The organism is Candidatus Njordibacter sp. Uisw_056 (genome assembly GCF_047730085.1).
Taxonomy (GTDB): Bacteria; Pseudomonadota; Gammaproteobacteria; order Pseudomonadales; family Balneatricaceae; genus Njordibacter.
Genome location: NZ_CP159830.1, coordinates 2,800,161 through 2,814,116 on the forward strand (window position 1 = coordinate 2,800,161; position 13,956 = coordinate 2,814,116).

Genomic DNA, 13,956 nt, shown 5'->3' on the forward strand with positions numbered 1-13,956 from the left:
CATGAGTTTGATTATCACCATTGTTATTGCCCTTGGCCTAGACTATTGGTTAGGTGAACCTAAGCGGCTTCATCCTCTGGTAGGCTTTGGAGGCTTAGTTGATGGGCTGGAGAAGTGGTTCAATTCTGCAGAAGGCGTACAAGTGAACCAACGTGACACCCTATTAAAATGCAAAGGCACACTCGCATTACTCCTTGCTATTGGGCCTCTTAGTTTTGCCGCTTATAGCCTAGAGCAAACGTTAGCTACCTACGAGGCATTCTCAACACTTTTTGGTGCCGTGGTGCTGTATTTAGCGATTGGATGGCGCAGTCTAATTCAGCACGCCAAAGCCATATCTGCCCCTCTATATGACGGTGATTTAATCACAGCCCGAGTTGCAGTGAGCCATATTGTAAGCCGTGACACTGAAGACTTGAATGAGCAGGAAATTGCTAAAGCGGCCACAGAATCTGTACTTGAAAACGGTGCTGACGCATTATTTGCAGCCCTGTTTTGGTTTATTGTAGCTGGTATTCCAGGGGTGGTTATTTATCGCCTGAGCAACACCTTAGATGCCATGTGGGGCTATAAAAACTCACGCTTTTTATACTTTGGCTGGGCGGCTGCGCGCTTTGATGACTTACTTAATTTCATCCCTGCTCGCCTCACGGCACTCGCTTACACCCTATGTGGCAGCGTTAATGGGCAAACCCAAAATGCATGGCAAAGCTGGCGTAAACAAGCTGGCACGTGGAAAAGCCCTAATGCTGGCCCAGTAATGGCAGCAGGAGCTGGCGCTATCGGTGTAGAGCTTGGTGGCAGTGCACAGTATCATGGTCACAGCCAACACCGCCCTGTGTTAGGTTCTGGCAGTGCACCCATGGCTGCCAGTATTGATGATGCCTGTGACTTAGTGAACCACAGCCTAGTGCTTTGGCTAGCGGCGATTTGTTTGCTCATTTTTTTGGAGGCAGTGGCATGAGCCTCCTATTTCATGGTGGTGATTTGCAGTCAGCGTCTGCTATTTATGGCCGTAAGCCTAATGATTGGGTTGATCTATCAACTGGTATTAACCAGCACAGCTACCCTGTGCCAACCATAGACACAAATGCTTGGCACCAGCTACCTTATGTAGACCCTGCTTTAACCAAAGCGGCTGGCTCTTATTATGGGGAACATCCGTGCTTAGCAAGCAGTGGCAGCCAAAGTGTTATTCAATTACTACCCTTTATACTGCATCAGTTGGGCAGCCAGAAAGCCACATGGATACCCAACGTAGGCTATCAAGAACACCGTCAAGCGTGGTCTCAACAAGGTGACGTTAGAACTTACAGTGGATTAGACAGCCAGTTAGCTGCCCAGCAAATAGATGCGGCGCTACATGATAATGAATTAGGCCATTTAGTCATCATCAACCCTAACAACCCAACAGGGGAAACCTTTAACCCTCAACAGATGCGTTCTTGGGCCCAAAAGCTACACGCGATAGACGGTTTTTTGGTAGTTGACGAAGCCTTTATAGACACCACTATGACTGCTAGCCTGCTTACAGAGAAGCTAGCAGATAACATTGTAATACTCCGTTCGGTGGGTAAGTTCTTTGGCCTTGCGGGCATTCGCTTAGGGTTTACCTTTGCAGCTCAAACTGTACTCAATAGTTTGGCCAGGGAGATTGGTCCTTGGTCTGTTAATGGCCCAGCCCAAAAAGTCGCTATTGCGGCTTTAAACGATACTCTGTGGCAAACTAATATGCGCACTCAACTGGCGAACGAAGCAATGACACAACTAAGCCTTTGGCAGCACTCAATGACTCAGTTAGGAGCAGATTTAGCAGCTTCGCACGAATTATTCCGCAGTTTTGTTATGCCACCAGATTTAGCCCAAAGATTACACCTTAATGCTGCCAAAAACGGCATTTTATTGCGCCCAGTTGATATCAACTCAGGCACCAGTTTGTTACGCTTTGGTAATGTTGATTTAAGCCACAGCAGAACACTTGAACACTGCCAAAGATGGATACAACAGGAATCCCCATGAACTTTTTCCCTCTATTTCACAACACCAAACAGTTAAAAGCACTGCTTATTGGTGGTGGGACCGTTGCCAAACGACGCGTTAAATCATTGGTAGAAGCAGGTATTGCCTGTGATTTGATAGCTACAGCGGTCGCTGAAGGAGTGACCGAGTTAGTAGAAGGCGCAGGTGGCAACGTAACCATTGGAGCCTATACTTCAGATGAGGCGATGCTAGGCTACAACCTGATTTTAGCACTCACAGACAATCGCAGTGTTAATCACCAAGTCGCTACTGATGCCAAGGCCATGGGTTTATTAGTTAATGTGGCCGATTTCCCTGATGATGGCAATATTATTTTTGGAGCCATAATTGACCGCGCACCGTTAACTATTGCGATTAACAACGGTGGGGCGTCTCCCGTATTATCTAGTATTTTACGTCAGCAATTAGAGCAATTTGTGCCCAAAGCCTATGGGCAACTAGCACGCTTGGTGGGGGCTTATCGCACACGGGTGAAAGAGGCCTTACCAAGTACCACGGAACGGTCAATTTTTTGGCATCAGGTGCTACAGGGACCTGTTGCAGAAGCCGTTTTCTCCGGTAAGCATAGCGAAGCAGAAAGCTTGTTGAAAACGCATTTAAGAGAGGCCAATAATGGCCTTGATAAGGTCATGAGTAACGGTGAAGTCTTTCTCATAGGTGCAGGCCCTGGAGACCCGGACCTCCTCACTCTTAGGGCTTTTAGACTATTACAAAAAGCCGATGTGGTGCTCTATGACGCCTTAGTGTCTGACGGAGTGATGGCGTTAGTGCCAGAGTCTGTAGAAAGGGTATACGTAGGTAAACGCCGCGCTAACCACAGCGTCCCTCAGACGGGTATTAACCAACTGTTGGTAGATTATGCAAAGCAGGGCAAGCGAGTGGCACGCCTTAAAGGTGGAGATCCATTTATCTTTGGCAGAGGCGGGGAAGAAATTGAAACGCTGGCCGAACAGCATGTGCCCTTTCAGGTAGTACCTGGTATTACTGCTGCTAGTGGCTGCTCTGCCTATTCTGGCATTCCTCTCACTCACAGAAACTATGCCCAATCCGTGCGGTTTGTAACGGGACAATTACGCGATGGCAGTGTAGATTTACCTTGGCCAGAACTAGTTGTAGAAGGACAAACCTTAGTTTTTTACATGGGCTTAAAAGGTTTACCTATCATATGTGAAAGACTAATTAGTAATGGCATGGACGAAAAAATGCCCGTAGCCTTAATAGAAAAAGGCACGACCCAGGACCAGCGAGTGTTGGTGTCAGAACTGGGCCAATTACCTACAATAATCAAGGAGGAGCAAGTTATGTCTCCTTCACTATTTGTGGTTGGGCGCGTTGTTAGTTTACATGATAAACTGGCGTGGTTCACATCCTCTAGGGACGTCTAACATGCAGCTTTGGCTAGTTGACACGGGCCTAGATAACGTTATTCACAATGGCCACTCTGGCGAATAAGCCCCACCCTAGCAGGATGCTACAATGCCCATTACACATCAACTATTAGCGGTTTTTGTTGCCCTAATCTGGGGTACTAATTTTGTATTTATTGAACTAGGGCTAAACGATCTACCACCATTTTTATTTGCTAGCTTACGCTTTACTTTTGCCGCTTTACCCCTTGTTTTTATATTACCTCGCCCTGCAGTGCCATGGCGTTATCTCATAGCGTACGGTTTTTTTATTGGCTTTGGTCAGTTTGGCCTACTTTTTTGGGTGATGGGCAGCCACATGTCGCCTGGACTATCCTCCTTGGTCATTCAGGTACAAGCTGTGTTCACTATTGTGCTGGCGCTAATGCTATTTAAAGAAACCATTCGCATGCCGCAAATTCTTGCGCTAGTCATTTCTTTTGCAGGTATTGTACTCATTGCTGCTCAAGGTGACACCGATGCTACACCTATAGGCTTAACCATCATATTAATCGCAGCTCTAAGCTGGGCAGCTGGTAACTTAGTTGTTAAGCGTTCTGGTAAGGTCCATATTATTGCTTTTTTAGCATGGTCCTCCCTATTTGCAGTTCCTCCACTGGCTCTCATGTCATATTACTACGAAGGGCCTGCTCTCATAGGCCAAAGCCTAGCGTCTGCACATTGGCAAGCTTGGAGTATTGTGTTGTGGCAAACTATCGGTAACACACTTATTGGATATGGGTTGTGGAATTTTTTGTTACAGCGCCATGCAGCTGCATTAATAGCGCCTTGGGCGTTGCTTGTGCCTGTTTTTGGTATGGCAGCCTCCAGCACTTTTCTGGACGAGAGTATGCCGTGGTGGAAATGGGTTGCCGCAACCTTTATCATTGCTGGGCTCGTCCTCAATTTGCGCTCAACACCAGTGTCTGCACCCTCCAAAAAAGCACAGAACTAGGTTAGCTAAGGTGTATTAGTCATCCCGAGAAATTAGTACTAACTAATAAAATAATTAAACACAGTAAAGCCACCCAGACCAGACGTACCCAAACCAATACCTAACTGAAGGTAACCTACAGACCGCTCAATGCGCTTGTTAGAAAAGTTAAACGGAAGGCTAATGGCCACTGATAAAAGAGCCATACCGGCAACAGACCCAATGCCAAACAACAGCATATAACCCATGCCAAGCCAAAAATTTTGCGCCGCATTTAGGGTTAATACCACCAAGGCTGCTGAACCTGCCATGCCATGCATTACACCTACCATTAAGGTTCGTATTGGAAACGGGATCTTATGCTTATGTTGGTGAGCACTCACATTGGTTCTATCTATCTCTAAGCCGTGCTGATGAGCATGAATGTGTCGTTTGCCATGGTGTTGGTGGACATGAATATGAATCCCCTTATGGGCCATTCGCCACAGCACATCTAGGCCCAAATACAGCAGCATAAACCCTACTGCACACTCTAATATGGCCGCCGTATGATCAGGAATTAAGGTGTCCGCCAACAAGGCCGCAGTGCCAAAGGCGAAGAGGGTGAGGGTGTGCCCCAAACCCCACACAGCGCCATGACGCAATGCTGCAGACTTACCCTGCTTTTGTGTCACAATTGAAGCTACAGCAGCGACATGGTCAGCTTCTAAGGCGTGGCGCAAACCAATCATAAAGCCCACTAACAGAACACTTATTTCCACTTCACCCCCTTTTATTTAACAGATGACGGCATCACTTATTAACTCAATGCCTTTAGCCGATATATTGTTTTATTGACGTGTTGGTGATTCTGAGCGATCACTACCTCACCACCCAGTGTATGCAGCATTACCTGGGTTTGTTGGCCATAAATACAGCGCCTGAAGCTTAGATAAGATTGCTCATTACCACCTTTGGTTTCCAGCCCCGCAAAATTATAAAGTTCAGGTAAACTAAAACTGAGGCCGTCAGCCGTTATTCTTATGGCAGTGTCTAGGTCAGCTAACCTAAGCTTTAGCGCCTCTGGATCTGACAAGTAGGTGCCAAAAACAGATTCAAGCACATAGTCATAGGTTAGCTGCGTAGTTGCCACAATATTAAGCTTTGATAAACCGCTTAGCGACGTAGCCTGTTAGGCTACCCAAGACGATCCAGAATAAGCCATTGGCCAGCGCTGTGGCATAGATAAATTGCGATTGCAGGCCTTCTAAGGTTGCCACAGCTTGTGCATTTGGGTGTAAAAAGCCAGTCGTTTCTGGGTGGGGCGCACCCACAATCCAAGGTGCAGCAATAAATACCAGTGCTACACACTTAGTAATCCCTGGCAAAAAAATTAAGCTGGCAATAGCTAAGCCTGTAGCCATAACAGCTAAAAACCACCACGATTGACGACCTTCAATTGCAGCTGCTTCCATACTTGGGATCTCTGGAGAAAGGCCTAGTGCTGGAACCACAAAGAACGTTAGGTAGCCGGCTAAGCCCCAAAAAATGCCATTCAGCCAAGAAATTGTCAATTCAGCCTTATCGCGCGCCACAAACATGCACACCAATAAGACTATGGCAAAACCAAAGGCTGACAAAACATTAGATAGTATTGTGAAACCCACACGTTCAAACCCATCAGTTGGAGCCCAAGCGTCATCATTGTGGGTATGCGAATGGCCATCATGGAAGGCGGCAGTCACTTCGGGTTGAGCAATTTCAAACACTTCGGCTGCATAAATAATGGGAGAGACATGGAGGGCTTGAACAGCACTCAAAACTAAGCCTGCAACCAAGGCTATAGCTAGTGCAGCTAACACCATAGAACGAAACATAAAATTAACCTAAAAGAGGGCTGTCGCCCTTAGTGGCAAGGAAATGCAAAAGAGTGGCGAGTATCGTGGGCTGCATTGTGTGCCACATCCATTGGCGCAAAACCAACACCCATTAGTACCACCATGCCTAAAATTGCAGCAGCAGCCATTTGTACATTGGTGCTCGCTAATACCTGGCTTGGTGCAGTTGTATTAGCCTTGGATGTAACTGTCGTCATTGTCATATATTCCTCCACGTGCTCACCCGCACGATAAAAATTAGTGTTAGCGGGTATTAAACCCATAAGTTGTAGGCCGGTCTCCGGGCTAACAAGCAATGCTTGTTTACCGTTGCGGGGGCAGCACAGTTCTTAGTTTGACTGTTTCCCGTTAAAGCTAAATTCTTGTAGCCACCTACGGGGCCTACTTTATGCCAAATCGGTTAGATTTTGAAGCCTTAATACGAGAGGTTTTATTCAACACGCGACTCTTCGTACAGAATTACCCATCAAACCTGCTACCTAACAGGGTAATAGACAGTGTATTTTTACTCAAACTTAGCACCAACCACTCGAAAAAGCGTCTCTAGCGATGGTATGATGGTCGGCTAAATGACACACCTATTGATAGTGAGATAACTATGACTGCGTTCGGCACACAATTTGTCCCTGAAATGGCTTTAACTACTTTTGACGGCAACAAATGGAGCACTCCAAGTTTAGTGCCAAGCGACAGTATTTCCTTTCATCCTGGGGCCCATGTATTGCATTACGCTAGTACTTGTTTTGAGGGATTAAAGGCGTTTCGTCACCCCAATGGTAGCAATCACATATTTCGCATGGACCAAAATATCGAACGCATGGCACAAAGTAGCCGTTTGTTATCTTTACCGGCAGTAGATAAAAACATGCTTAGCACCATGATCCTTGACTTGGTGAGCCGTTACGCCGATGAAATTCCTGCGTCTCCAGGCACTCTATATTTGCGACCCACTCATTTAGGTACAGAGGCTGCCATCGGCAAAGCTGCTGCGCCTTCTGCTCACTCTATGCTCTATGTATTGGCTTCACCTGTAGGTGATTATTTTGCTGGCGGTGATGCCACATTGCGCATACTCATTGATGAAGTGGGCATGCGCTGCGCACCCCACATGGGCATGGTAAAAAGTGGAGGTAACTATGCCAGTGCCTTACAAATGTTAAATAAGGCGAGGGTTGAGCATAAGGCTGACCAAGTATTATTCTGTCCTGATGGTGATGTTCAGGAAACAGCGGCCACTAACTTTATGTTGATTGAAGGTAATGAGCTAGTGACTAAAGCCTTAGATTCGACCTTTTTACATGGCGTTACCCGAGCATCCGTGCTCACCTTAGCTGCTGAAATGGGGCTGACTGTAAGCGAGCGCAACCTCAGTGTTGCTGAGTTAATTGAACGTAGTGCTCAACCTGGTGCAGAGGCTGCTCTCTCAGGCACTGCTGCGGTACTCACGCCAGTGGGCACGTTAATCCACCAAGGTAAGGACTATACCTTAGGTACAGGTAAGCCAGGCCCCATCACCATTAAGTTACGTAAAGCCCTCAATGACATACAGTTTGGCCTCGCTGATGATCGCTTTGGTTGGTTAACCCAGGTTTCATAAACCATAACAACCTATGCCTTTTTAGTTAGCCCAGCACTGTTCCTGTGCTGTTTGGGTTTATTTTACGATTACGAGAAAATACGCCCAAATTAATGGCACGGCCGGAGTATTTAAGGTTAAACACCACAGGTTCTAGATCGTGGTCGTGCCCATCTTCACAAGCCATAATTAATTGTGCCATCATCTCACTGACGATAGGCGCGTTTTTAAATTGGTTGCCACTGGTGCCAATAGCCATGTAATAACCAGGCACACAAGATTTATCATAAATTGGGGCCCAGTCTGGGGTCACATCATACAATTCAACCACTCCTTTAGCCTGGTTGGGAATAGGCAGTGTTTGGATGCGCTGAGCTAAACGTAGGGCCTGCACCCGCCATTGATCTGTAAAATCTTTATTGTAGTCATCCGGGTCAACCCACTGCTGATCATCGCAGTCAGGGTCTTCACTACCAATAAGTATATGATTGCCTGTTTCTGGACGACAATAGGCATGAATATCACTGTCAGAACAAACGCAGCCTTGTTGTTCAAAATTAAAGCCAGAAGGTGAAGGCACATGCGCCACTTCGTGCCGTAAGGCCCGAGTGGTGATCTTCATATCTTTCTCAGCACCCACCATCGCATTTATTTTTGCTGAATGAGGTCCTGCCGCATTCACTACAACAGGGGCATCAATTTGATCTCCATTAACCAAAGTAACACCAACAACCCGCCCATCTTGCTGCCGTATAGACGCCACTTTAGTGTTAAATTGAAAACTTGAACCTTGGGCCTCGGCAGCCCGCTGTAGGTTATGTGTCGCCAATTGTGGGTCACTGACGTAGCCGCCATCAGGGAAAAATACACCACCACCAATTTTTTTGCCATTAGCTTCACCAAAGCCTTCGTCGTCTGGACGCTTAGCTGGCGTATAGGATTCTAAGTTAAAAATAGGCATGCGGGCTAGATACTGCGCCTGATCCAATTCTTGGTAAGGAGCTCCAATGGTGTCTAAAATAGCCATAGTAGGCCGCAAGTGTTGATTATTATCAGTTTTTGCCACCAAACAACCTACAGCATGGTACTTAATGTGGCCACGCTCATCTTCTGCTTGCAAAAACTCACTCCAATTGCTCCAGTAAAGGTGGCTTTCGTGAGCTATAGCACTGGTCTCAATAGTGGAGTAATAAGGCCTAATAATGGCACAGGAGCCGCTAGTGCTGCCATAGCCTGCAGCTGGTAAGGAATCAATATTGAGTGTTTTTTTACCTTTTCGAGCTAAACCCAAAGCGATAGCTGCACCAATAATACCAGCGCCTATAATAATAGCGTCATACCTTTTATTCATCAATTTATCCTCTTTAAGCTCTATGAGCCACTCCATGTTTAAGTTATAGAAGTTTTAATTCTGGCCAACATTGTCCTACCTTAGCAATAGCGCTAAAGTTGCACGCCATTAAGTGTCTGTCTTGCAACAAGGCTACGCCATCAATCTTGACAGTGGGGTCTTCCACCATGCCGCAAATTTCACCCGGTGGGTAATTACCACAGGTGTGGAAGTGCAAAAAGCGAGGACTTGTAAACATCGTGTTAGCCCAGCGGTCTAAATCTACCTGGGGGTTCAATGGGTGCGCTGTGGCCGGATGAAGCCCAAAATGCCAGGAGTCTACTAACCACGGATCAATATTGAACTGGCTTGCCACTCTTTTATAATGATCTTCAGCAGCAAGAATGTCAGCTGCATCGCCTTGAAATGAACAAATTCGCCCTTTGTCTATTACTGCAATAATACCCTCGGGCAACGGCAGGCACGCGGGTGAATATACTTTGGAACTAGTTGGCGCTAAGCCATGGCGAAATGCAACTTGGCCACTGAATGTATTGGCAGAAATGGGTTTACTAACTGCAGCTGGAAAGCGAACCATTGCGACATCTGTAGAGCCTTGGCCTATAGATTTAGACGGCTTTCCAACCAACTGAGTACCAAAGGGGCAAGTGATTTCAATATGTTTGGCACTATCAAAAATCTCATTTACTGCTGTGTTTAGCGCCACCATTGCCGCATGGGGCACGGTACCCAAACCACTTTGCAACTGTTCCTTAGTGCGGGCGTAAGTCATCAGTTTTCTTGGCCCTTGTTCATCAGTCTCAAACCGATCTTGGTCGCCAATGCGTGCTAAAAATATAATCCAATCCCAATGCTGATCTTTTAACATCTGCTCTAATTTTGGGTGTGGGCTGTTGGTTGGCTCTTTAACCTTTAGCACCTCAACCACTACTCCAAGCTTGTCAACTGCGAAGGCATGGAGCGCCTTAGGTAGATCGCTATCGTACCAACCATACTTTGGGTTTTCCTGCACCAGAAGCACCCGCTGCCCGGGCTTTAGGTCCATTGCTCCTTGCAAAATATTGGTTAAACCTAGGTCTAAATTAGTTTTCATCGCCGCTCTGCCTGCACCGTTAAAAACGTAAAGGTTTCAGTGACTACTTCAGTAAAACCATGACTTAATTCTGCATCAACACTGATGCTATCGCCTGGATTCAACAAAAAGTCACGCTGACCATATTGGTAAATAGCCTGCCCTTGCAGGGCATATACAAAGACAACTCCATGGCTAACATACTGCGGAGGATGGGACTCTTGCCGCACTAGAGTGACGGATCTTGCCTCAAATTGCAGTTCACTCCGGGTATGTTGAGCCAAACTAACATATTGATGACTATGGTTTCCCACAATGCGAGTAGAGACTAGGCCTTCGCCACTCTTAACGTGGGTATAGTCAGAATGTTCTGTTGCGATCTCTCGAAACAGACTCACCAATGGCACATTGAGTGCCTGACTAAGTGCACTCAAGGTGGCCATTGAAGCCGATGCGTGGCCTCGTTCAAGGCGGCTTATCATGGCTGCAGATACGCCAGACTTTTGTGCCAGGGCGCGTGCAGTGAGGTTATGGGATTTTCGAATGTCACGTAAGGCCGACCCTAGTGCTACATCAAGGTTGTTAGACGTTTCTATTTCACTCATAGGTTAATTCCGGTATGAAAAGGCTTTCTTAAAACGCCTATCCAGATAGTCACCACAGGTAATAGCGGCTAGGTCACCCTTATAATTGGTGCCAATAACAGACCTTGGGTCTATTACCGTCTCTGGGTTAGGGTCATAAGCCAATACTATGGATAATCGTTCGTACCCCGAACTATTTATTACACGATGAGGCGTTGACTTGTAGGCACCATCAGTCCAATGACTGAGCAGGTCACCCACATTAACTACCAAACTACCTTCAATAGGTGGAGCCTCTAGCCACTGGCCGTTAACGTCCTGTACCTGCAGGCCACCCACTTGGTCTTGGCAAAGTAAAGTTAAGGTTCCAAAGTCAGTGTGTGGGCCCACCCCAAATTGGTTGGGATTGTTATCTTCCTGATTAGGATAATAGACTAATGAAGCTCGACTTAAAGGCTTCTCAGTCGTCTTTAAAAAGAAGCCCTCTTCCAGCCCAAGGCCCAGTGCAAAACCACGCATTAGATGGTGAGCAACCTCATGGGCCTGTGTTAAGTAGGCACTACCTAGGGTCTTAAGCTGCGGTACAAAGTCTGGCCAAGTATTGCTACCTCGCAAAAAGTGGTCCTCTTGGTGGCACACATCTTCAATACCCCAGATATAACTTTCTTTGAAATCAGACAGTGCCTTATCATCCATTTTTGCCTGCCCAGAACCCAACCATCCACGGTGATTTTGCGATACCCCTACCAATTTTTTTTGCTCTGCAGGGGCACGGAAAAATGCCAATCCAGATTGATAGAGTTGTTTAATTAGGCGAGGATCTAAGCCATGACCGGTAATATATAAAAACCCCAACTCTTGGCTTGCTTGGTGTAAGCTCTTCGCCACCTCAATATCAGCTTCTCCATTCACCAAAGAGGAGATATCAATCACAGGTATTTGGTCAGCACTCACTTGGGTTACCTTAGCCATAATCAATCACTACTCCCGCTATAGTAACCAACAGTATCTCCATCTGTTGTGACTCCCAGGCCATTCAAACACCGATTCACATAGCTAAAATAACCTATAATTTGATTAGCCTCTAAAATTTCACCATCACTTAGCCCAGCGTTTTGCAGGGCTTGCACATCTGCTTGCACCATAGCAGCCGGTGTAAGTGTTAACTTTTGGGTGTAGTACATTAGGGCTAATTCAGCACCCTCAAATACTTGCTGTGGGCGCTGTCGACGAAGTGCCTTCTCAACGTCTAAAGCACGCTCTGGGCTACCTATTAAATGACTCGCATTAGCCCAATGGTTCGCATAAGAATAAGAGCATTCATTGAGCATTGACACATAAGAGCCAATGACCTCCTGCAACCACATAGGTAGGGTGTTGGCGTCATCGTGTAATGCAGCACGATATAATTTTACATGGCCAAGCATGGTATTAGGCCGCAGAGAGTGGACCCTCATCACGTTGTCCACTGTGCCGTGAGGAGTTCGAGCCAAGCTCAAAGCGTCCATTAGTTCTGGGCTTGCAACGTCATCATTAATCATTTCTATCCAAGCACTCATTAACTCTACCTCCTCTACCTTTCATCGCTTTGCATACGCGACTCAAACCAACGAAACACCCCAGACACTGCTAAAATTAACACCAGGTATTCGAGCACTAAAATGGTATAAATCTCAAGCGGGCGGTATTCGGTCACTACAAGCTCATTGGCCTTGCGAGTAAGTTCCTGCATTCCAATAACTGATACCAACGATGACATTTTTAGCATGTACACAAACTGGTTCCCCAACGCTGGCAGGATTCGTTTGATGGCCTGCGGCAAAATCACAAACCGCATTGTGTCTACGTAATTTAGTGATAAGGTACGAGCCGCTTCATATTGACCCCGGTTGACCGACTGAATCCCAGCACGAAAAATCTCTGCCTGAAATGCGCTATCAGATAAGGCTAAAGCAAGAACACCTGCGCCAAATACACCAATACTAATGCCCATTAACTGGGGCAACCCGTAGTACACCCACAAAATTAGTACAAGAATAGGAACAGCTCGAACTACCTCAACGTAAACTCGGTTAAAACGACGCCAGCCCTTTGAAGAAGACATCCCAGGTAGTGCCACCGCCAAGCCAACCACCATAGAGATAGCAATAGCCGTAAATGACATCAGTACGGTTTGCTCTAAGCCACTCAATAAAAATTTAAGGTTGGTCAGTCCAGTCTTAGTCGTTGGGTCAACAACATACCAGCCCCACTGATCGCTGCAAGACGATAATAAAGGAAGGCTTACTAGTAATAGGATTAATCTCTTCATTTTAGGCCTTTTAATGATGTAATATTTTGGCTAAAAACTGCTGACAACGCAGGCTTTCTGGGGCATTAAAGAACTTCTCAGGGGGCGACTGTTCCACAATTTTCCCACCATCCATAAACACCATTGTGTCCGCTACTCGCTTGGCAAATCCCATTTCATGGGTCACACATATCATGGTAATACCACTGTCGGCTAAGCCCACCATCACTTCCAGCACCTCGTTAATCATTTCTGGATCCAGAGCCGAAGTGGGCTCATCGAATAAGATGATGTCAGGCTCCATACATAAGCTTCGTGCAATGGCCACGCGCTGTTGTTGGCCACCAGAGAGTTGACGGGGTAGCTTGTCAGCTTGTTCTGGAATTTGAACACGTTCCAGACAAGCGCGTGCCCGAGCCTCGGCATCGAGGCGACTTAGTTTGCTCACCCGCATAGGGCCAAGAGTAAGATTTTGCATTACTGTAAGGTGCGGAAATAAATTAAACTGTTGGAATACCATACCGATACGTGCGTCACGACTGCCATCAACTTCTACTTGCGCTATCGACACCTCTCCAGCTTGGATGTCCTCTAAGCCATTGATACTGCGTATTAAAGTAGACTTGCCAGAACCAGAAGGGCCACAGATGACCATCTTTTCACCTTCGTGGACTTGCAAAGACACCGAGTCCAAAGCTTTGAAGTCACCGAACAGTTTGTCGACGCCTTGCATGTTAATGACTACGCGAGAGTGGACTGAGGTCATGCTGCTTGCTCCTTTTGATGGCGAAATTGATGTTAGCACCAGATTTATTCATGTGCAATA

Annotated in this window: 16 protein-coding genes and 1 riboswitch; of the genes, 5 read left to right on the forward strand and 11 right to left on the reverse strand. The window is 46.5% G+C overall.

Annotated features, from left to right (window positions below; translation table 11 throughout):
- Position 1 precedes the first annotated feature (1 nt).
- The 4 genes from cbiB (at position 2) to ABXT60_RS13360 (ending at position 4,401) form a co-directional block, all read left to right on the forward strand.
- Positions 2 to 964 (forward strand): adenosylcobinamide-phosphate synthase CbiB, encoded by a 963-nt coding sequence (gene cbiB / locus ABXT60_RS13345; RefSeq protein ID WP_443630586.1) that lies wholly within the window; start codon positions 2 to 4, stop codon positions 962 to 964.
- Complete coding sequence (locus ABXT60_RS13350; protein WP_443630587.1) at positions 961 to 2,019, forward strand: threonine-phosphate decarboxylase; 1,059 nt, start codon at positions 961 to 963, stop codon at positions 2,017 to 2,019. The genes cbiB and ABXT60_RS13350 overlap by 4 nt, the downstream gene beginning before the upstream one ends.
- The gene (gene cysG / locus ABXT60_RS13355; RefSeq protein WP_443630588.1) at positions 2,016 to 3,425 is read left to right on the forward strand and encodes a siroheme synthase CysG; all 1,410 of its coding nucleotides are present in this window, start codon (positions 2,016 to 2,018) and stop codon (positions 3,423 to 3,425) included. The genes ABXT60_RS13350 and cysG overlap by 4 nt, the downstream gene beginning before the upstream one ends.
- Before the next feature lie 91 nt (positions 3,426 to 3,516).
- Positions 3,517 to 4,401, forward strand: a complete 885-nt coding sequence (locus ABXT60_RS13360) for an EamA family transporter (protein ID WP_443630589.1) — start codon at positions 3,517 to 3,519, stop codon at positions 4,399 to 4,401.
- A 38-nt stretch (positions 4,402 to 4,439) separates the two neighbouring features.
- On the opposite strand, the gene ABXT60_RS13365 is transcribed toward ABXT60_RS13360, so the two are convergent.
- The 4 genes from ABXT60_RS13365 to ABXT60_RS13380 are packed head-to-tail and all read right to left on the reverse strand — an operon-like array spanning position 4,440 to position 6,460.
- Entirely contained in the window at positions 4,440 to 5,141 is a 702-nt protein-coding gene (locus ABXT60_RS13365) for a hypothetical protein (protein ID WP_443630590.1), read from the reverse strand.
- 38 nt (positions 5,142 to 5,179) lie between these two features.
- On the reverse strand, positions 5,180 to 5,512 hold the full coding sequence (locus ABXT60_RS13370; protein WP_443630591.1) for a hypothetical protein: 333 nt from the start codon (positions 5,510 to 5,512) through the stop codon (positions 5,180 to 5,182).
- Between the two features lie 4 nt (positions 5,513 to 5,516).
- Positions 5,517 to 6,236 (reverse strand): CbtA family protein, encoded by a 720-nt coding sequence (locus ABXT60_RS13375; protein WP_443630592.1) that lies wholly within the window; start codon positions 6,234 to 6,236, stop codon positions 5,517 to 5,519.
- Between the two features lie 29 nt (positions 6,237 to 6,265).
- Positions 6,266 to 6,460: a CbtB domain-containing protein gene (locus ABXT60_RS13380; protein ID WP_443630593.1), complete on the reverse strand. Its 195-nt coding sequence runs from the start codon at positions 6,458 to 6,460 to the stop codon at positions 6,266 to 6,268.
- Positions 6,461 to 6,511: 51 nt separating this feature from the next.
- A riboswitch (cobalamin riboswitch) is annotated at positions 6,512 to 6,648 on the reverse strand.
- A 189-nt stretch (positions 6,649 to 6,837) separates the two neighbouring features.
- Between ABXT60_RS13380 and ABXT60_RS13385 the strand changes: the two genes are divergently transcribed.
- Positions 6,838 to 7,854 carry a branched-chain amino acid aminotransferase gene (locus ABXT60_RS13385; RefSeq protein WP_443632114.1) on the forward strand — a complete coding sequence of 339 codons (1,017 nt, stop codon included), beginning with the start codon at positions 6,838 to 6,840 and terminating at the stop codon, positions 7,852 to 7,854.
- A gap of 25 nt (positions 7,855 to 7,879) precedes the next feature.
- Here the strand turns inward: ABXT60_RS13385 and ABXT60_RS13390 are convergent, their stop codons facing one another.
- From ABXT60_RS13390 to ABXT60_RS13420, 7 genes are read right to left on the reverse strand one after another with little or no spacing between them, the layout of a single operon-like run.
- A complete protein-coding gene (locus tag ABXT60_RS13390) occupies positions 7,880 to 9,184 on the reverse strand; it encodes an NAD(P)/FAD-dependent oxidoreductase (protein WP_443630594.1) in 1,305 nt (434 codons plus the stop codon).
- 43 nt (positions 9,185 to 9,227) lie between these two features.
- On the reverse strand, positions 9,228 to 10,277 hold the full coding sequence (locus ABXT60_RS13395) for a hypothetical protein (protein ID WP_443630595.1): 1,050 nt from the start codon (positions 10,275 to 10,277) through the stop codon (positions 9,228 to 9,230).
- Positions 10,274 to 10,861 (reverse strand): helix-turn-helix domain-containing protein, encoded by a 588-nt coding sequence (locus tag ABXT60_RS13400; RefSeq protein ID WP_443630596.1) that lies wholly within the window; start codon positions 10,859 to 10,861, stop codon positions 10,274 to 10,276. Before ABXT60_RS13400 ends, ABXT60_RS13395 begins: the two co-directional genes overlap by 4 nt.
- Before the next feature lie 3 nt (positions 10,862 to 10,864).
- Positions 10,865 to 11,812 carry an isopenicillin N synthase family dioxygenase gene (locus ABXT60_RS13405; RefSeq protein ID WP_443630597.1) on the reverse strand — a complete coding sequence of 316 codons (948 nt, stop codon included), beginning with the start codon at positions 11,810 to 11,812 and terminating at the stop codon, positions 10,865 to 10,867.
- Between the two features lie 2 nt (positions 11,813 to 11,814).
- The gene (locus ABXT60_RS13410) at positions 11,815 to 12,399 is read right to left on the reverse strand and encodes a carboxymuconolactone decarboxylase family protein (protein ID WP_443630598.1); all 585 of its coding nucleotides are present in this window, start codon (positions 12,397 to 12,399) and stop codon (positions 11,815 to 11,817) included.
- Positions 12,400 to 12,413: 14 nt separating this feature from the next.
- On the reverse strand, positions 12,414 to 13,151 hold the full coding sequence (locus ABXT60_RS13415; RefSeq protein ID WP_443630599.1) for an amino acid ABC transporter permease: 738 nt from the start codon (positions 13,149 to 13,151) through the stop codon (positions 12,414 to 12,416).
- Between the two features lie 10 nt (positions 13,152 to 13,161).
- The gene (locus tag ABXT60_RS13420; protein WP_443630600.1) at positions 13,162 to 13,896 is read right to left on the reverse strand and encodes an amino acid ABC transporter ATP-binding protein; all 735 of its coding nucleotides are present in this window, start codon (positions 13,894 to 13,896) and stop codon (positions 13,162 to 13,164) included.
- Positions 13,897 to 13,956 lie beyond the last annotated feature (60 nt).